Here is a 19,122-nt window from a genome sequence, read left to right as displayed (position 1 = left end):
ATCCCGTGATGCCGAACGACGAATTGCGACCTCACGCATAGGCGACCCAGCCGCGGAAGGCGAAGCCGGTATAGAACAGGGTTGGGTCGGAGAAGCCGGCCTCGCGCAAGATCACCTCATCCTGCGCGGGGGCGAGAATCTCCAGATGGTTGGTGACGGCATTCCGCGCGGCTGCCGCCTGCTCGGGCTCGACGCCGGATGCGGCCAGGAACGCCGAGTACCGCGACAGCCACAGCGGGCGCTCCTGCTCGCCATTGGGCGCGCTCAAATGCGCGACCACGAACGGCGCGCGCGGCTTGAGGCGGCGGCGGACCTCCGAGGCAATGCGGCACCGCTCGGCGACATCGACGAAGTGCAGGGTCAAGAGGCAGGTGGCACCGTCGAACGGTCCCTCCGGGGCATCGTCGATATAGCCTTGATGCAGGCGTGCACGGGATGCGAGCGATCCCAGGGTTTGCCCGGCCAGCGCCAGCATCGCCGCGGACGGATCGACGCCGTCGAAGCGCCAGCCGGGATGTGCTTGCGCAAACGCTTTGAGCTCCAGGCCGCCACCCGCGCCGAGGACGAGCACCTGCCCATCGCTTGGGACCCTTTCGGCGAGCAGAATCGCCGTCATGGATTGCATGGCGTCATAGCCCGGCACGAAGCGCCGCGGCCCCTCGGTGTATCTCGCCACGAATTGCGGATCGGAAAATGCGGCTTGCATGTCGGTCATGATGTTGTCCCCGTGAATGGAGCCGTTCACGCGCGATGCGCGCTGATGTCGTGGATCTTTCGAGACCCGAGCCGCTTGCGCAGGTCCTCGCCCAGCATCGCCAGCGTCACCTCGCCGAGCCGCGCCAGCAGCAGCGCCTCCGCATCGTCAAAGGCCTGATCGAGGGCGGCATTGACGGCCTGCTCGACCAGACAGCCGGGCGCCTCGGTCCGGTTGCCCATCGCCAGAAGCGGGGGATTGCCGAGCGCTGCATAGACGTCGCGCAGCGTCACATTCGACAGGTCGCAGGCGATCGTCCAGCCGCCGCCGTGCCCCTTCTCGGAGCGCACGTAACCGATTTCCCTGAGGCCCGCCATGATGCGGCGGATCACCACCGGGTTGGTGTCCATGGCCTTGGCCAGCGTCTCGGACGTGAACGGCCCAGGCTGCTGCGCCATGTGCAGCAGCACGTGCAGAACGCCGGAGAGGCGGGAATCTCGCTTCATGTAACTTTATATGTTACATGATGGCGGCGACGTCAAGCGGGCCCGACGCAGGTCTTTCCGATCCCATAATTCGACCGCGAGCGAAGGACCCGCCGTCAGGCTTGTGCACAATCGCGTCGCGGGGCGCAGGCTGTCGACAAAGATGCAGAACGGCACGTTTTATGGTTGGCGAGTCGTCGCGGCGAGTTTTGGTCTCGCTGTTCTCGGCCTTGGTTTCGGCTTCTATGGTCCGCCGATCTTCCTGAACGCGGTTTGTGAAGCCAGGGGTTGGCCGCTGGCGTTGGTCTCGATGGCCGTCACCGTGCACTTCCTGATTGGATCGATCGTGACCGCCAATCTGCCGGCGCTTTATCGGCGCTTCGGCATTGCGGCCGTGACGAAGGCCGGCGCTCTCTCGCTGGCCGCCGGCATCTTGGGATGGGCGAGCGCGACGACGCATTGGCAGCTGTTCGGCGCGACGTTGCTGAGCGGCGCGGGCTGGGTGACGATGGGCGTCGCCGCCGTCAACGCCATCGTGTCGCCCTGGTTCGTCCGCCGCCGCCCTGCGGCGCTCGCCGTCGCGTATAACGGCGCGAACGTCGGAGGGATCATCTTTCCGCCGCTCTGGGCCGCGGCTATTGCAATGTACGGCTTCGCCATCGCAGCGGCCGTCCTCGGCGTTATCATGGTTATCCTGGTGTGGATGCTCGCAAGCACCGTGCTGTCACGCACGCCTGCGCAGATCGGATCGCTGCCGGACGGAGCGGCGCCAGCCGCGGCGACCGGGCCTGCCGACGCTGCGCGGCGGCTGCCGGGATCGCTGATCTGGCGAGACCGAAAATTCCTGACGCTCGCGGCCGGCATGAGCCTCGGGCTGTTTGCGCAGATCGGCCTGACCGCGCACCTGTTCTCGCTGCTGCTGCCCGCGCTCGGCACGCAATGGGCCGGACTGGTGGTCGGGTTGATCGGCGCTATGGCGATCATGGGTCGAACGCTGCTGGGCTGGCTCATGCCGGAGCGCACCGACCGGCGGCTGATTGCCTGCGCCAGCTACACGGTTCAAATCATGGGCTCGATGATCTTCATCGCCGCGGCTGGAACGAACGTTCCGCTGTTGATTCTTGGCGTCGTCCTGTTCGGTGTCGGATTCGGCAACGGCACGTTCCTGCCGCCGTTGATCGCCCAGGTCGAATTTGCACCAGAGGACGTACCGCGTGTCGTCGCGCTGATCGTTGCGATGTCGCAAGGCGCCTATTCATTCGCGCCGGCGGTCTTTGGCTTGATCCGCGAATGGTTTTCGGCCGCCGCCTCTGGTGCCGCGCCAGGCTTCTATGTTGCCACGGCGTTGGTGCAGGGATTGGCGATCTACGCATTCTGGGCGGGGCGCCGCGCTGAAGCCGTCAGGGCCGACACGCAACACCGGGCGCGCCGATGATGTCATCCTGCTCCTGTTTTGCCCGACGGATCAATGATCGTCTCGTAAAATCAGGAACTCTCGCCGCGAATTCCGAGGATCATGCTCTCTTGCCGCGTCCTATGCTGTTGATTTTGCTATCCCCGGCTACTGTGCATGGGGTTGTTTTCGCACATTTCTGTCCTGCGATCAGGAAGGCCGGGATAGACCATGCTGATTTGTCACGGTGACGCCGTCGCGCGCGGGGACAACAATCGGCCAGGGCGACCGTAAGGACTTTTCGTCCTCACCTCGCGCGGCGCCCGTTTTTCATCAGTCCATTTTTCGGAGGCGCATCATGCAGGTTTATAATGTGGTCAGGTTCAAGGTGAAACCGGGTGAGGAAGCTGCCTTCCTCGACGCGCATCGGAACGGCAAGGCCAAATGGCCGGGGCTGGAGCACGGCGTCATCATCAAGACCGGCGAGCAGACCTTTTGCCTCATCGGCACATGGGCCAGTCAGGACGCGTTGGTCGCGGCACGATCGGCGATGATCAAGACGCTCGACAGTTTCAGGTCCGTGCTCGAGGACCAGGGCAACGGACGCGGCGTGACGGACGCGGTGTCGGGGCCGGTTGTGCTCGATCTCTAGGAACGCTGCCGCGCGCGTTCACTTCATCACCCGCAGCCCCTTGGTCGTGAAGCGCTGCATCTTGCCGCCCGGCCGCACCGGGCGGCGCGTGCCGGCGGCTTTGCCGGTGCCGGGGGGCTGGTGCGCGGGCACAAGCTGGTGGGGCTGCGAGCCGATCAGATCGCGGCGGCCCATCTCGATCAAGGCCTCGCGCAGCACCGGCCAATTGTCGGGATCGTGGTAGCGCAGGAACGCCTTGTGCAGGCGGCGCTGGCGCAGGCCCTTGATCGCCTCGACCTTGTCGCTGCCGCCGTGGCGGACGCCGCGCAGCGGATTGACGCCGGTGTGGTACATCGCGGTCGCGGTCGCCATCGGCGAGGGCAGGAAGGTCTGCACCTGATCGGCGCGATAGCGGTTCTTCTTGAGCCACAGCGCGAGGTTCATCATGTCCTCGTCGGTCGTACCCGGATGCGCCGCGATGAAATAGGGGATCAGGTAATATTTCTTGCCGGCCCGTTCGGCCGCTTCGTCGAACATCCGCTTGAACTTGTTGTAGGCGCCGATGCCCGGCTTCATCATCTTGTCGAGCGGCCCGCGCTCGGTATGTTCGGGGGCAATCTTCAAGTATCCGCCGACGTGATGGGTGACGAGCTCCTTGATGTATTCCGGGCTCTCCACTGCAAGATCGTAGCGCACGCCGGAAGCGACCATCACCTTCTTGATGCCGCGGGTCTCGCGCACCTTGCGATAGAGGCGGATCAGGTCGTCATGCGAGGTGTTGAGGTTCGGGCAGATCTCGGGGAAGACGCAGGACGGCCGCCGGCACGCCGCCTCGACCTTCGGGTCCTTGCACGCCATCCGGTACATGTTGGCGGTGGGGCCGCCGATGTCGGAGATCACGCCGGTGAAGCCCGGGGTCTTGTCGCGGATCTTCTCGATCTCGCGCAGGATCGATCCTTCCGAGCGGTTCTGGATGATGCGGCCCTCGTGCTCGGTGATCGAGCAGAAGGTGCAGCCGCCAAAGCAGCCGCGCATGATCGTCACCGAGAACTTGATCATGTCCCAGGCGGGGATTTTTGCTTCGCCGTAGGACGGATGCGGCGCGCGCGCGTAGGGGAGGTCGTAGACCGCGTCCATCTCTTCGCTGGTCAGCGGGATTGGCGGCGGGTTGAGCCAGAGATCGCGATCGCCGTGACGCTGCACCAGCGGCCGCGCATTGCCGGGATTGCTCTCCCGGTGCAGCACGCGCGATGCGCGGGCATAAGCTTCCTTGTCCTGCTCGACCTGCTCCAGCGCCGGCAGGCGGATGACGGTCGCTCCCTTCTGGCGCGTCGCGCCCTCGTCGGCGGAATCGAGATCGTCGGCGTGCAGCTCGGTGTAGTCCTCGGGGACCTTGCGGAACAGCGCGACACCCCTGATGTCGTCGAGCGCGCGCGGCGCTTCGCCGGCGGCGAGCCGCTGCGCCACCTCGACGACGGCGCGCTCGGCATTGCCGTAGAGCAGCAGGTCGGCCTTGGCGTCGGCCAGCACCGAGCGGCGCACCTTGTCCGACCAGTAATCGTAATGCGCGATCCGGCGCAGCGAGGCCTCGATGCCGCCGAGCACGATCGGCACGTCCTTGAACGCCTCGCGGCAGCGTTGGGCGTAGACGACGGTGCAGCGGTCCGGCCGCTTGCCGCCTTCGCCGCCGGCCGTATAGGCATCGTCGCTGCGCAGGCGCCGGTCCGCTGTGTAGCGGTTCACCATGGAATCCATGTTGCCGCCGGTGACGCCGAAGAACACTTTTGGCTTGCCGAGGGCCTTGAACGGCTCGGCCGAATGCCAGTCCGGCTGCGAGATGATGCCGACCCGAAAGCCCTGCGCCTCCAGCAGCCGGCCGATGATCGCCATGCCGAAGCTCGGATGGTCGACATAGGCGTCCCCGGTCACCAGCACGATGTCGCAGGCGTCCCAGCCGAGCGCGTCCATCTCGGCGCGGCTCATCGGGAGGAACGGTGCCGGCTTGCGCGGCTGCGCCCGGGCCATCAGCGGCTTTGCGGCGGTGATCATCTGGGTGTCCATGGCGCCAAGGGATAAGTCCCCACGCCTCCGAATTCAACCGACGGGCGCGTGAAAGTTGAGGTTCCCGGGCCGCAGCCGGGGCGTCGTCAGGGTTCTCACCGCGGCCGACATCGGATATCCGGTTGCCCCATGGGCAAGGAAACCTCTGACGGCGGTCATGACGCAGTGGCCGGCGTATCGCCGTCCGCGAATGCCTGGCTCGGCGTGATTGCGCTGGTGGGCTTCATCCTGGTGGCGACCGCGCAGGCCTCCAATCAAATTCTGGCGCGCGGACTCGCGGGCTCCGTCCCGCCCTTCGCGCTCGCCTTCTTCCGCTGGAGCATCGTCGCAATCGGGCTCGCGCCAATCGCGCTCAAGGAGATCCAGGGCCGCCGCGTGCCGCTCGGCCGAAACGTCTGGCCGATCCTCGCCGCCGGCTTCATGGGCATGTTCCTGTGCGGCGGTCCGGTCTATGCCGCGGGCGTCTCGACGACGGCGATCCACATCGCGCTGATCATGGCGCTGTCGCCGATCACGGTGCTGCTGATTTCCGCCTTGCGCGGCATGGAGAATGTCGGTCCGCTGCAATGGCTCGGCACGGCGCTGGCGCTCGCAGGCGCGCTGCTCATCATCTCCGGCGGCCATCCGCAGACACTGATCGAACTTCAGACTGCGGCCGGCGACGGCCTCGTCGTGATCGCGATGCTCGGCTGGTCCGGCTACACGCTGCTGCAATCGCGCGCCGCGCCGAAGGCGTCGCTGCTGGCACGCATCAGCCTGTTCTCGGGCGCCGGCGCCCTGTTCTCGCTGCCGCTCGCGGCCATGGAGATGTGGGCGATGCCGGGGCAGGTCTTCAGCACCAAGGCGCTGTCGGCCTATGTCTTCGCCGGGATCGTTCCCGGTCTGCTCGCCTATGCCGGCTTTGCCTGGCTCGGCGGCAAGTTCGGCTCGGTGCGGACCTCGCTCGTGCTCTATCTCGGGCCGATCGCCAGCGCGCTGCTGTCTTTCGCTATCCTCGGCGAACCGCCGCAGCTGATCCATCTTTTCGGTGGTTTGCTGATTTTGAGCGGCGTCTGGGCCAGTTTGCGCCGCTAGTTCCATCCGCATGGGTCCGGGTTCACCCGCAGGAACCATCGGCCTTCGCGGACATTCTGATGAGGGGTTGCCGCGAGCCCGGCTCGCGCGCACTCGCGATGTTCGCCTCTGGCGATGGGGGAGCTGTGAGTACAGTCATAGAGAACCTGCTGTTGCGAAAGCAGAAGCTCGTGGAGCAGCTCGAAGAGGCGCCATCGGTCGAGGACCGCGACAGGATCGAGCACCAGCTCGAGCAGATCAATACCGCGCTGGATTTTCTGGACAGGCCGGGACCGAGGGAAGGGCGCTAGAGGCGCTCATTCCACCTTCAGCGCCTCCACCTTCAAGGCCTTGGCATAGACCACGCCCGAATTGGTAATATGCGTGGTCGTCAATTCTTCGAAGGCGGTGAACTCGCCGCGCGCGAACAAATCGAGCAGCCTGCGATGCTCGTCGAACGAGGTGCGGGTCCGCACGTCGATCGGCGAGGTCAGATTGGTGCGGAGCGCGGCGACGCGGCCGGAGACCAGCTGATAGGATTCGGCGAGATAGCGGTTGCCGCAATGGGTGAACAGCGCCTCGTGAAACGCGGCATCGGCGCGGCCATAGGCGATGTTGTCCTTTGCCGTAACCGCCGGCTCCATCGCCGCGATGGCCTCGCTCATTGTGGCGATTGCACCGTCACGATCGTGACGATAGGCGAGCTCGGCAGCCTTGGGTTCGAGCGCGATGCGGAAGGTGCAGAGCGCGTTGATGTCGTCCGCGCTCGGCGTAAAGACAAAGCTGCCAACCTGCGGGCGGATCACCACAAGGCCTTGCGCCTGCAACTGGCCCATCGCCTCGCGCACCGGCGTGCGGCTGACGCCGAAGGAATTGGCCACCATCTCCTCGGAGATCGCAGCGCCGAGCGCGAACTCGCCGTCAATGATCGCCTGCCGCAGCCGCTGCATCACGCGCTGCGACAGCGATTTCGGCGTATCGAGCTTGAGTGATCGCATCTGCGTTTCTCAGACCACCTTGCCGGGATTGAGCAGATGGTCGGGGTCGAGCGCCGCTTTCAGCGTCCGCATCAGCGCGATCTCGGCGTCGCTCCTGGCGTGGCCCAGCCATTTCTTCTTCAGCGTGCCGATGCCGTGCTCGGCCGAGATGCTGCCGCCGAGCTCGCGGACCAGACCATAGATGATCGTGTCCATCTCTTCCTTCGGCTGCTGCTCGACGGAGAGGCCGGTGACCCAGGAGACCAGATGCAGATTGCCGTCGCCGATATGGCCGTAATAGACGCTCTCGCAGCCCGCGATGCCGGAAGCAAGCGCCGCCTTGCAGCGCGTGACGAACTCGTCCATCCGCGCAACCGCAAGGCCGATGTCGTAGGAGATATGCGGGCCCAGCACCTGGCCGAACTCGGCGCAGATGTCGCGCACCCGCCAGAAGGCCTGCGTCTGCGCCAGCGATTGCGCCACCGCGGCATCGGCCAGCAGCCCGCGTTCCATCAGCTCTTCGAGCCAGGCCTGGAAGCGCGGCGCGTCCAGGCTCTCGTCGGTGCCTTGCGCCTCGACCAGCACATAGAGGCCGTGACCTGCGGCGACCGGCGGCTTCACGCCGGCGCGAGTCGTGATCACGTCCCAATAGTCCGGCCACATCACCTCGAACGCCGACAGCAGCGGCCCGAGCCCGCTGCGCGCCGCATCGAGCAGCGCGATCACCGCGGCGTAATCCTGCAGCGCGCAGAGCGCCGCCATGGTCGAGCGCGGCTTCGGGAACAGTCTTAGCACCACGCGGGTGATGATGCCGAGCGTGCCTTCCGAGCCGATGAACAGATGCTTCAGATCGTAGCCGGCATTGTTCTTCATCAGCTTGTTGAGGCTAGTGATGATGGTGCCGTCGGGCAGCACGACTTCGAGACCGAGCACCAGCTCGCGCGTCATGCCGTAGCGGATCACGCGGTTGCCGCCGGCATTGGTCGAGAGATTGCCGCCGATGGCGCAGGAGCCGCGCGAGCCGAGATCGAGCGGAAAGAAGAAGCCGGCTTCGTCCGCGGCCTTCTGGATCGTCTCCAGCGGCGTGCCTGCTTTCACCGTCATCGTCGCGGAAGCGCGGTCGATCTCCTCGATGCCGCTCATGCGCTCGAGCGAGATCGCGACCCAGCCGGCTTCGGGCGAAGCGCCGCGGCACAGCCCGGTCAGTCCGCCCTGCGGCACGAACGGCAGCTGCGCCTGCCGGCAGGTCGCAATCGCATCGGCCACGCCCTGCGCATCGATGGGACGGATCACCGCAAGCGGCGTCTGCGGCAGGCTCGCGCTCCAGTCGTTGCAATTGCGCGCCGGCACGTCGGTGCCGATCAGTACGGCGGCTGCGCCGAGCTTGTCGCGCAGGGCGCCGAGCAATTGATCGGGACGCTTCACCGGGGTCACCATGTTCATGCGAGACCTTCCTGAATCTGGCTGCGCCCATGCGCGCCGTGACGGTGGAAAGGATTTGCCTCTTTCTTGTATGTAAGGTACAAGACGGAAAGTAAAGCAAAAACAAGGCTCGGAAGCCCCTTAAAGACCATTGGGAGATCAGGGGCTTGGTCCGAAATCGCAGCTTAGAGGGCGGTGTGATGACAGAGGCAATTCGCGGGTTCTGGGTGGCATCGGCGACGCCGCTGGCGGCCGACGGCAACGTGGACTCCGCCAAGCTCGCCGCGCACGCCAAGCAGCTGTTCGGCAAGGGGGTCGACGGCGTCGTGCTGTTCGGCACCACCGGCGAAGGCACCTCGTTTAATGTCACCGAGCGCGTTGCGGCCATCGAAGCCGTGCTCAAGGCCGGTGTCGCGCCGGAACGCATCGGCATCGGCGGCGGCTTCCCCGCCATCACCGACGGCATCGCGCTGACGCGCGCCGCGCTCGGCCTCGGCCTGCGCCACGTGCTGGTGCTGCCGCCTTACTTCGATCGCAGCGTCACGGCCGAAGGCATCGAGGATGCCTTTGCCGCGATCATCGACGGCGTCGCCGACGATCGGCTCCGCGCCTATCTCTATCACATCCCGCAGACGTCGGGCGTTGCGATCCCAACCGCCGTCGCCGCGAACTTGCGCAAGCGTTACGGCAAGGTGATTGCCGGCCTGAAGGACTCCAGCGGCGACTTCAAGCAGTTCCAGGCGTTCCGTGCCGCGGCTCCCGAGCTCGCCATCACCGTCGGCAATGAAGCCGATATCACCCGAGCGATCGCCGCCGGCGGTGCCGGCACCATCTGCGGCATGGCCAATGTCGTGCCCGAGCTGGTCAAAGGCATGGTCGAGGGCAAGGATGTCGAAGCGCGCATGCAGGCTGCGATCGACGTCGTGCTGAAGACGCCCTCGTTCACTGCGACGCTGAAAGCAATCCTGGCGGCACAGACCGGCGATGCGGCCTGGCAGCGCGTGCGCGCGCCGCTCCGCGCCTCGTCCGACGGCTCCGCGTTCAAGCGGAAGCTCGACGAGTTGACGGCTCCTGCCATCGCCTGAGACCGCACAGAATCGTGATACGCCGCGAATTCGCGTGTTGCGTGTTGCGACCGGCACGACGGCAATTGGAGATTGCCGTTCGATGTCGCTCCTTCTTAGAACGATTCAACACTAGAGCGATTCAACTCTGCCTGCGGTTCTCTTCAGGCACCGCGGCTGTTAGACGCGCCAGCTTCAATGCTGCGTCTGACCTGGAAGTGAATCGAACGTGCGTGCCCATCTGGATGGCCAGCGTGTCTGCGGCCATCGAACTCATGCCGGCAAGAGCCGTGCAGGTCTTCTCATCGGAGCGGCCGTGCTGCTCGCCGAATGCCCCTCCAACACGACGACCGCGCAGGCGCAATCGGCCCTGCCGCCGGTGACGGTGGAGGCGCCGGCGCAGCGGCCGAAGCCGGTGCGTGCATCGGATCAGACGTCACGCCGCACGCAGGCCGCCGCGCGCCAGCGCAACCGCAATCCTGCCCCCGCCGCGCCGACGCTCTCGGAGCGGGCCGCAGCGGACGCGGCCGCGCAGCAGGCCGCCAAGCTCGGCTATCGCGCGATGCCGAGCGCGACCACGTTGCGCAGCGGCGCCTCGCCGCTCAATACGTCGCAAGCCGTCAACGTCGTGCCCGAGCAGGTGCTCAAGGACCAGCTCCCGCGCAACATCGACGATGCGCTCATCAACGTCTCCGGCGTCACCCAGACCAACACGCTTGCCGGCAGCCAGGACGCGGTGATCCGGCGCGGCTTCGGCGATAATCGCGACGGCTCGATCATGCGCAACGGCATGCCGCTGGTGCAGGGCCGCAGCCTCAATGCCGCCGTCGAAAGTGTCGAGGTGCTGAAGGGACCAGCCTCGCTGCTCTACGGCATCATGGACCCCGGCGGCATCGTCAATACCATCAGCAAGCGCCCCGAACTCTACCAGCACGGCTCGGTCACGCTGCTCGGCTCGGCCTTCAACGCCTCCAAGACCGGCGCCGACGGCCTGCTCGACGTCACCGGCCCGATCGGCGACCAAGGTCTCGCCTATCGATTTATCGGCTACGGTGTCAGCGAGGACTATTGGCGCAATTTCGGTCGCCACCGCGAGATGTTGATCGCGCCGTCACTGGCCTGGTACGGCCAGGACACCACGGTCCAGCTCAACTACGAGCATCGCGAGTTCATCTACCCGTTCGATCGCGGCACGGCGTTCAACCCGGTGACCAAGGCGCCGCTCGCGGTGCCCGCCACGCGCCGGTTAGATGAGCCCTTCAACAACACGTGGGGTACGTCCGACCTGATGCAGGCCTCGGTCGAGCATCGCTTCAACCAGGACTGGAAGCTCTACGCTGGCTACAGCTACAACACCGAGACCTTCAGCGCCAACCAGCTCCGTATCACCGGTATTGACTTCACGACCGGCAGGGAGACGCGCAGCAACGATGGCACGGGAAGCTCGCTCAGCAACGTCAGCTACGGAACGTCGTATATTTCCGGCAGCTTCTGGCTCGGCGACATGCGCAATGACGTCGTGTTCGGCGGCGATGGTCAGTATCGCACCATCTACCGCGACACCCTGATCCGGCAGACGACGCCCGCCTTCAATGTCTACAATCCTGTCTATGGGCTGATCGGGCCCGGGACGACGGCGTCGAACAGCGATAGCGCCCAGACCGACAAGCTCGGCCAGTGGTCTCTGTTTGTCCAGGACACGCTGCATCTGACCGAGCGCTTCGCGCTGGTCGGCGGCGCGCGCTACATGGACTATGAGCAGATCGCCGGCCGCGGGAAGCCGTTCAACACCAATACCAATGTGTCACAGGACAAGGTACTTCCGCTCGGCGGCGCCATCTTCAAGCTGACCGACCAGATCTCGCTCTATGCGAGCTACACCCAGTCCTTGAAGCCGAACTCGACCATTGCGCCGATCGGCGTGGTGATCGATTCCAACATCGCTCCGGAAGAGGGCGTGTCATACGAGGCCGGCGTCAAATTCGATCTGAACAAGCGCATCTCCGGTACGCTGGCGCTCTACGATCTCGACAAGAAGAACGTGCAGACGACGAAGACGAACAGCGCGGGCAACGTGGAGCTCCACACCGTCGGCCGGGCTCACTCGCGCGGCGTCGAGCTGGACGTCACCGGCAGGCTCACCGATAGCTGGGCCCTGATCGGCAGTTATGGCTATACTGATGCCCGCGTGACGGCGTCCGAGGATGCGACCCTGCTCGGCAGGAAGCTGCAGAACGTCGCGCTGAACACCGCATCGCTCTATCTGGTGTATGACTTCGGCACCGCATTGCCCGGTCAGCTCCGCCTCGGCGGCGGTGCGCGCTATGTCGGCGACCGTCCCGGCGATTCCACCAACACCTTCTTCTTGCCGTCCTATGTGGTCGCCGACATTTTTGCGACCTATGAGACGAGATACCAGGACACGCCGGTGATCTATCAGTTCAACGTCAAGAACCTGTTCGACACCGTCTACTATCCCTCAGCCGTCAACAATCTCAACGTCGCGATCGGCGATGCGCGGCGCATCTCGCTGTCGGCCACGGTGAAGTTCTAGCCATGGCCGCGCGGCTCGGACACACCATCAAGGCGGTCCTGTTCCAGGTCCATTCCATCGCGGGTCTGGTCCTTGCTCTGCTGGTGTCCCTGATCGCGCTGACCGGCGCGATCATGAGTTTCGAGGACGAGATCGTCGATCATCTCAACGCCGGCATCATGCAGGTCGCGCCGCGTCAGGCGCCGGTGCTGATGCCTGATGAGCTGGTTGCGCGGCTGAAGGCTTCGCAGGATCTCGGCAAGGTCGCCGCCGTCACACTGTCGAGCGATCCGTCTGCGGCGGTTCATGTCCGCTTTGCGCGTGACGGCCGGGGCGACCGGCCGACTTCGCTCTATGTCGATCCCTATGACGCTAGCGTGCTCGGCTCGCCGCGCGGCGAAGCGTTTTTCGCGACCGTGCGCCGGCTGCATCGCTGGCTGCTCATTCCCGGCGATGGCAAGGGCTGGGGACGTCCGATCACCGGCACGGTCGCGCTCGGCCTGATCGTCATGCTGGTCTCGGGCCTCGTGCTGCGCTGGCCGCGCCGTGCAGGCAGCGTGAAGATGTGGCTGAAGCCGAATCTTGGGCTCGGTGGCCGCGCCCTGCACCGGTCGTTGCACACCGTGATCGGCACCTGGGTCCTTCCGGTCTATCTGACGATGACGCTCACCGGTCTGTATTTCTCCTTCGAATGGTACAAGGACGGCGTGACCTGGCTGCTCGCGCGTCCGCACGTCACAGCAGCGAAAATGCCCGCAAAGCTGCCGCGTGCGGCCAACTCCGAACCGGCGGCGCCAATTGGATTCGATCAGGCCTGGATGACGTTCCAGCGTGAGGAGGGCGATCGGTTCTCCAGGGCTTTGCTGACGCTGCCGGCGCAGGGTACGACGTTGCGGATCCGGTCGTGGGGGAAAGCCTCGTTGCTGGAGACCACGCGGGACGAATTCCGCATCGACGCCGTGACCGGGCAGCTGGTCTCTGCGGAGCGCTTTGCTGACAAGACGTTCGGCGAAAAGATCATCGCGGCCATCTACGACATCCATCGCGGCGAGATCCTGGGCTGGCCGGGCAAGCTCGCGTTCATGATTGCGGCGATGTCGATGCCGTTGTTCGCGATCACCGGCATCCTGCTCTACCTGTCGCGCCGCAAGCTGCGCCGTCCGGCACAGCAGCCGCTCGGGCGGCTCGTTCCTGGCGAGTGAGCGGACGAGGCTAGCCAACGCGCTTCTAATCGGTCAAAAGCTTCTGGCCCTCTTCTCAAGGTCCGTGCCATGAAGCTTCCGACCGTCACCCCCGCCGATATCCGCCGCACACTGCTGCTGCGCGAAGAAATCGCGCTGCTCGATCTCCGATACGAGGCAGGTTTTGCGACCGGACATCCGCTGTTCGCAGCCAACATGGCCGTGGACCGGATCGAGGTCGAAGCCGAGGTGCGGCTGCCGCGCAAGGACGTGGCGATCGTGCTTTACGATGACGGCGAGGGGCTGGTCGAGGCCGGCGCCGAACGTCTCGCCGCGCTCGGCTACACCCGTATCAGCGCGCTCGATGGCGGCCTGAAGGCCTGGCGCGACGCGGGCTATCAAGTCTTCGAGGACGTCAACTCCTATTCGAAGGCGTTCGGCGAATTGGTCGAAGCGCGGCGGCACACGCCATCGTTCAGCGCCGACGAGGTGGCAAAGCTCATCGCGGACAAGGCCAACATCGCCATCCTCGACGTCCGCCGTTTCGACGAATATGCCACCATGAACATTCCGGGCTCGATCAGCGTGCCCGGCGCGGAGCTGGTGCTGCGGGCAGGGCAGGCCGCGCCCGATCCTGAGACCACCATCATCGTCAATTGCGCGGGCCGCACCCGCTCGATCATCGGCACGCAGTCGCTGATCAATGCCGGCATGCCCAACAAGGTGCGGGCGCTGCGCAACGGCACCATCGGCTGGACGCTGGCGCGGCACACGCTCAATCACGGTGCGGACAGGCGCGGCGCGATCGGCTCGTTCGAGAGCGGCCCGGCCAATGCGCGCGACGTCGCCTATCGCGCCGGTGTTCGCCATATCGGCGCAAGCGAGATGGCCGCGCTCGTCGCGCAGACCGATCGCACGCTCTATCGCTTCGACGTTCGCGATGCCGATGAGTATGCGGCAGGTCACCTCGCGGGCTTCCGCCATTATCCCGGCGGCCAGCTGGTCCAGGAGACCGACATGGCCGCGCCCGTGCGTGGCGCTCGCATTGTGCTGAGCGACGACAGGGGTGTCCGTGCCGACATGACGGCGTCGTGGCTGGCGCAGATGGGCTGGGAGGTCTATGTGCTGGAAGGGGGATATGACGCCGCGCTCGAAATCGGCCCGCCGCGCGTGCTGCCCAAGCCCGATCCGGCCCACCGCTACCGCCGACCCTATGAAGGCACCGACGTCGCGCAAGCCGCGATGCAGGCCTATCTCGATTGGGAATATGGGCTGGTCGAGCAACTCCGCCGTGACGGCTCGCACGGGTTTTATGTGATTTGACCTTGAACGGGTGGATTATCCGTCACCCTGAGGTGGCCGCTTCTTAGCGGCCCTCGAAGGGCGACGGCCCAACCTCTCCGCGCGGCTGCATCGGGGCCGTGCATCCTTCGAGGCTCGCCCAGCGGTGCATTCGCACCGCAGGGCTCACGCCTCAGGATGACGGAGTGGCTGATGCGAGCATGATGGGCCACCCGCCATTTTCTCCCCGTATCCGACCCCTATTGTGCCGCGCACCGTCCGCGGTCTATGAGCTGCGACAAAAGCTCATCATCTATGGAGATACCATGCCAGCCCCAGGCCAAAGCCCTGAGCGGAGTGCCAAGGCGCTGCTGCTCGAAGGCGTCAATGACAGCGCTGTCGACCTTTTCAAGAGCGCGGGCTTCACCAATGTCGAGCGGCTGACCAAGGCGCTGGACGGCGAGGATCTGCGGCGCGCGCTCAAAGGCGTGTCGCTGCTTGGCATCCGCTCGCGCACCCAGATCACCGATGATGTGCTCGGAGCCGCCGATCAGCTTCTCGCCGTCGGCTGCTTCAGCGTCGGCACCAACCAGGTCGATCTCATGGCGGCGCGCAAGCGCGGCATTCCCGTCTTCAACGCGCCGTTCTCCAACACGCGCAGCGTCGCCGAGCTCGTGATCGGCGAGATCGTGATGCTGCTGCGGCGGATTTTTCCGCGCTCGGTGTCGGCCCATGACGGCGGCTGGGACAAGTCCGCGACCGGCAGCCGCGAGGTGCGCGGCCGCACGCTCGGCATCGTCGGCTACGGCAATATCGGCTCGCAGCTGTCGACGCTCGCCGAAGCCATCGGCATGCGCGTGATCTATTTCGATCGCACCGACAAGCTCCGCCACGGCAACACCGAGCCGGTCGAGAGGCTCGAAGAGCTGCTGGCGCAGAGCGACGTCGTCAGCCTGCACGTGCCGGAGACGCCGGAGACCGCGGGCATGATCGGCGAGAAGGAGCTGCGGGCGATGAAGCCTGGCTCGTTCCTGATCAACAACAGCCGCGGCACCGTGGTCGATCTCGACGCGCTCGCGCGCTCTTTGCGCGACGGCCATCTTGCCGGCGCGGCCGTCGACGTGTTTCCGGTCGAGCCGTCGTCGAATTCCGATCGCTTCAAGAGCCCCATTCAGGGCCTCGAGAACGTCATCCTCACCCCGCATATCGGCGGCTCGACCGAGGAGGCGCAGGAGCGCATCGGCGGCGAGGTCGCGCGCAAGCTGGTCGACTATTTCATCACGGGCTCGACCATGGGCGCGGTGAATTTCCCGGAAGTGCAGCTGCATTTGCGCCCCTCCGGCGCGCGCTTCAGCCATGTCCATCGCAACGTCCCCGGCATGCTACGGCGGCTCAACGAGGTCTTCCTCCAGCGCGACATCAACATCGCCGCGCAATATCTGGAGACGGCGGGCGACCTCGGCTACGTCGTGCTCGACGCCGATCTCGGCGGGCAGGATTCCGCGGCGTTGCTCCAGCAGATCCGCGCCCTCGACGGCACGGTCGGCGCGCGGCTGGTGTTCGAGCACTAAAGCATGATCCGGAGAAGCGCGCAGCGGTTTTCCGAAAAGATCATGCTTAAACAACGACCTAAAGCGCGATGACAATTCATCCTCATCGCATCGCGCTCTAGACGGCGCGGGGCCCACGTTCCGGTTGCATTTCTTCGGCAAGGCTCTCTACACTACGCCATCGACTTCGACGCGCACGTGACAAATCGCGTCGGATTTGAGCTTCAGTTGCGAGAGTGCCGCGATGGAACCGGACACCGTACTGATTGATCTCGCGCTTCAAGGCGGCGGTTCGCACGGCGCCTTCACCTGGGGCGTGCTCGATCGCCTGCTGGAAGAGAAGCGGCTTACGATCGCCGCGATCTCCGGGACGTCCGCGGGCGCGATGAACGCAGCGGTGCTGGCGGATGGGTGGACCGCCGGTGGCGCCGAGGGTGCGCGTGACGCGCTCGAACGATACTGGCGCCGCGTTTCGAAGGCGGCGGCCTTCAGCCCGCTCCAGCGCTCGCCGCTCGACCGGCTGATGGGGCGCTGGACGCTCGATACCTCGCCGGCCTACATCCTGACCGACCTGATGTCGCGGGTGCTCTCTCCCTACGACCTCAATCCGACCGGCTACAATCCGCTGCATGCGGTGCTGGCTGAGAGCATCGATTTCGAGCGCCTCGCGCGCTCGCCGATCAAGCTGTTCATTACTGCGACGCGGGTGCGCACCGGGCGAGGACGCATCTTCCGCAACGCGGAGATCACGGCTGACGTGTTGCTCGCGTCGGCCTGCCTGCCAACCATGTTCCGCGCGATCGAGATCGATGGCGAACCGTATTGGGATGGCGGCTATGCCGGCAACCCGACCATCACACCGCTCATTCGCGAAAGCGACGCGCACGACACCATCCTGGTGCAGATCAATCCGACTGAAAAGCCGGAAGAGCCGCGGACGGCTGCGGAGATACTCAATCGGCTGAACGAGATTTCGTTCAACTCGCCGCTGATGAAGGAGTTGCGTATGATCGCGTTGCTGCGTCAGGCGGCCGACCCGGGAAGCGGCGAGGGCGCGCGCTGGGCGAAGATGCGGACCCACCGCGTCAAGAGCGACATGCTGGCGAAGTTCGGCGCCTCGTCCAAGCTCAACGCCGAATGGGAGTTCGTCTCGATGCTGCACGGCGAAGGACGTCGGGCGGCCGAAACGTTCCTCGACGAGCACGGCCCGGATATCGGTCGGCGCTCGACCGCCGATCTCGACATCCTGCTGTCGGAGTGCTGAGAAGTGGGGCTTCTCGGCATTCTCGTCGGGCTTGGCCTTCTCGTCCTATTCGCCTTTCGCGGCTGGAGCGTCCTCCTGCTGGCGCCGTTCGCCGCGCTCGTCGCGGCGCTGTTCGGCGGCGAGCCGCTGCTTGCGAACCTGACGCAGATCTTCATGGTGAATGCTGCTGCATTCCTGGCGCAGTTCTTCCCGATCTTTCTGCTTGGCGCCGTATTCGGGAAACTGATGGACGACAGCGGGGCGGTCACCTCGGTTGCCGCCTTCATGGCGAGACGTCTCGGCCAGCGCCGCGTGATCCTGGCGGTCGTGCTCGCCGGTGCGATGGTCACCTATGGCGGCGTCAGCCTGTTCGTTGCGTTCTTCGTGATCGTCCCCATGGCCCGCTCGCTGTTTCGTGCCGCCGCGATTCCGCGGCGATTGATTCCGGCCGCGATCGTGCTGGGCACATCCACCTTCACGATGTCGGCCTTGCCGGGCACGCCATCGATCCAGAACGCGATCCCGATGCCGTTCTTCGGCACGACGCCTTTTGCCGCGCCCGGACTCGGCATCATCGCCTCCCTGATCATGGTTGGCGCGGGATTGTGGTGGTTGCGCCGCGCCGAGGCCGCGGCTCGACGAGCGGGGGAAGGCTATGGCGAGGACATGGAGGGTGCGGCCGAACGTGCCGTCGACGACGAACTGGTCCGCGAATACGCGACCACCGCACGGGAATTCGATCCGGCCGAGATCCGGCATGGACGGCGCGGTGAAATGTCTGCTCCGGTGGTGAGTGCCATCCTGCCGTTGGCCGTCGTCGTGGCTGTCAATCTCGTGATGTCGCTGCTGGTGTTGCCGCGGCTCGATGTCTCGTATCTGAGCGAGCAGCGCTTCGGCGGTACATCGTTGGCGGCGGTCGCTGGTGTGTGGTCGGTCAGCACCGCGCTGGGTGCTGCCATCGTCACGACCATCTTCCTCAATTGGGCCCGGCTTCCCTCTCTGCGGCAGACCATGGACGCCGGTGCCAATGCATCGGTTCTGCCGGCGCTCAGCGTCGCCAGCCTCGTCGGATTCGGCGCGGTCATCGCGGCGCTACCGGCTTTCGAAACGGTGCGCGACTGGGTGCTTGCGATCGAAGGTGGCCCGTTGGTCTCGCTCGCGGTTGCGACCAATATTCTGGCCGCGCTGACCGGCTCGGCATCCGGCGGCTTGACGATCGCGCTCGACGCGCTTGGCCAGACCTATGTCGAGATCGCCGCGCGCAACGGCATCGACCTTGCGCTGATGCATCGCGTCGCGGTGATCGGTTCGGGGACGCTGGACATCCTGCCCCACAACGGTGCGGTGGTCAGCCTGCTCGCGATCTGCGGCCTGACCCATCGCGACAGCTATCTCGACATTGTGATGGTGGGCATCGTGACGTCGCTATTGGCGCTGGTGGCCGTGATCGCCTTGGGGAGCGCGCTCGGATCATTCTGATGGGCGGCTTGGCGTGAGTGATTGACGGGAGGACGAAGGTTGCATTGAATGCGGCCAGCCGTCGACGCAACAAAT

Annotated in this window: 16 protein-coding genes; 11 read left to right on the top strand and 5 right to left on the bottom strand. The window is 65.4% G+C overall.

Translation table 11 applies throughout. The features are described 5' to 3' along the window. Positions 1 to 31: 31 nt before the first annotated feature. Complete coding sequence (locus GGD66_RS25395) at positions 32 to 715, bottom strand: class I SAM-dependent methyltransferase (RefSeq protein ID WP_183259340.1); 684 nt, start codon at positions 713 to 715, stop codon at positions 32 to 34. A gap of 26 nt (positions 716 to 741) precedes the next feature. Further along, on the bottom strand, positions 742 to 1,200 hold the full coding sequence (locus tag GGD66_RS25390) for an Rrf2 family transcriptional regulator (RefSeq protein WP_183259339.1): 459 nt from the start codon (positions 1,198 to 1,200) through the stop codon (positions 742 to 744). Between the two features lie 142 nt (positions 1,201 to 1,342). Here GGD66_RS25390 and GGD66_RS25385 point away from each other — a divergent pair, with 142 nt between their 5' ends. Beyond that, positions 1,343 to 2,614, top strand: a complete 1,272-nt coding sequence (locus GGD66_RS25385) for an MFS transporter (protein WP_183259338.1) — start codon at positions 1,343 to 1,345, stop codon at positions 2,612 to 2,614. 316 nt (positions 2,615 to 2,930) lie between these two features. Next, positions 2,931 to 3,224 carry a hypothetical protein gene (locus GGD66_RS25380; protein ID WP_018321194.1) on the top strand — a complete coding sequence of 98 codons (294 nt, stop codon included), beginning with the start codon at positions 2,931 to 2,933 and terminating at the stop codon, positions 3,222 to 3,224. Between the two features lie 18 nt (positions 3,225 to 3,242). Here the strand turns inward: GGD66_RS25380 and GGD66_RS25375 are convergent, their stop codons facing one another. Continuing rightward, complete coding sequence (locus GGD66_RS25375) at positions 3,243 to 5,264, bottom strand: YgiQ family radical SAM protein (RefSeq protein WP_183259337.1); 2,022 nt, start codon at positions 5,262 to 5,264, stop codon at positions 3,243 to 3,245. A gap of 129 nt (positions 5,265 to 5,393) precedes the next feature. Here GGD66_RS25375 and GGD66_RS25370 point away from each other — a divergent pair, with 129 nt between their 5' ends. Together GGD66_RS25370 and GGD66_RS25365 are read left to right on the top strand one after the other, a co-directional pair. Beyond that, positions 5,394 to 6,338, top strand: coding sequence for a DMT family transporter (locus tag GGD66_RS25370; protein ID WP_183259336.1), 945 nt, complete (start codon positions 5,394 to 5,396; stop codon positions 6,336 to 6,338). Positions 6,339 to 6,463: 125 nt separating this feature from the next. After that, on the top strand, positions 6,464 to 6,628 hold the full coding sequence (locus GGD66_RS25365) for a hypothetical protein (protein ID WP_177236875.1): 165 nt from the start codon (positions 6,464 to 6,466) through the stop codon (positions 6,626 to 6,628). A 6-nt stretch (positions 6,629 to 6,634) separates the two neighbouring features. Here the strand turns inward: GGD66_RS25365 and GGD66_RS25360 are convergent, their stop codons facing one another. Further along, a complete protein-coding gene (locus tag GGD66_RS25360; protein ID WP_183259335.1) occupies positions 6,635 to 7,315 on the bottom strand; it encodes a GntR family transcriptional regulator in 681 nt (226 codons plus the stop codon). Between the two features lie 9 nt (positions 7,316 to 7,324). Next, positions 7,325 to 8,737, bottom strand: a complete 1,413-nt coding sequence (locus GGD66_RS25355) for an FAD-binding oxidoreductase (protein ID WP_183259334.1) — start codon at positions 8,735 to 8,737, stop codon at positions 7,325 to 7,327. Positions 8,738 to 8,916: 179 nt separating this feature from the next. Here GGD66_RS25355 and GGD66_RS25350 point away from each other — a divergent pair, with 179 nt between their 5' ends. From GGD66_RS25350 to GGD66_RS25320, 7 genes are all read left to right on the top strand, one after another. Beyond that, on the top strand, positions 8,917 to 9,801 hold the full coding sequence (locus GGD66_RS25350; protein ID WP_183259333.1) for a dihydrodipicolinate synthase family protein: 885 nt from the start codon (positions 8,917 to 8,919) through the stop codon (positions 9,799 to 9,801). A gap of 208 nt (positions 9,802 to 10,009) precedes the next feature. Further along, positions 10,010 to 12,334, top strand: a complete 2,325-nt coding sequence (locus GGD66_RS25345; protein WP_183259332.1) for a TonB-dependent siderophore receptor — start codon at positions 10,010 to 10,012, stop codon at positions 12,332 to 12,334. A gap of 2 nt (positions 12,335 to 12,336) precedes the next feature. Further along, a complete protein-coding gene (locus GGD66_RS25340) occupies positions 12,337 to 13,515 on the top strand; it encodes a PepSY domain-containing protein (protein ID WP_092251847.1) in 1,179 nt (392 codons plus the stop codon). 69 nt (positions 13,516 to 13,584) lie between these two features. Next, positions 13,585 to 14,817, top strand: coding sequence for a rhodanese-like domain-containing protein (locus GGD66_RS25335; protein ID WP_183259331.1), 1,233 nt, complete (start codon positions 13,585 to 13,587; stop codon positions 14,815 to 14,817). Between the two features lie 284 nt (positions 14,818 to 15,101). Continuing rightward, complete coding sequence (gene serA, locus GGD66_RS25330) at positions 15,102 to 16,346, top strand: phosphoglycerate dehydrogenase (protein ID WP_183259330.1); 1,245 nt, start codon at positions 15,102 to 15,104, stop codon at positions 16,344 to 16,346. A gap of 223 nt (positions 16,347 to 16,569) precedes the next feature. Beyond that, positions 16,570 to 17,589 carry a patatin-like phospholipase family protein gene (locus tag GGD66_RS25325; protein ID WP_026202509.1) on the top strand — a complete coding sequence of 340 codons (1,020 nt, stop codon included), beginning with the start codon at positions 16,570 to 16,572 and terminating at the stop codon, positions 17,587 to 17,589. A 3-nt stretch (positions 17,590 to 17,592) separates the two neighbouring features. Further along, positions 17,593 to 19,047 (top strand): GntP family permease, encoded by a 1,455-nt coding sequence (locus GGD66_RS25320; RefSeq protein WP_183259329.1) that lies wholly within the window; start codon positions 17,593 to 17,595, stop codon positions 19,045 to 19,047. Positions 19,048 to 19,122 lie beyond the last annotated feature (75 nt).

This window comes from Bradyrhizobium sp. CIR48 (assembly GCF_014198315.1).
Classification (GTDB): domain Bacteria; phylum Pseudomonadota; class Alphaproteobacteria; order Rhizobiales; family Xanthobacteraceae; genus Bradyrhizobium.
The sequence above is the reverse complement of the archived record's forward strand: the minus strand, read 5'-3'. Positions and strand labels throughout refer to the sequence as shown.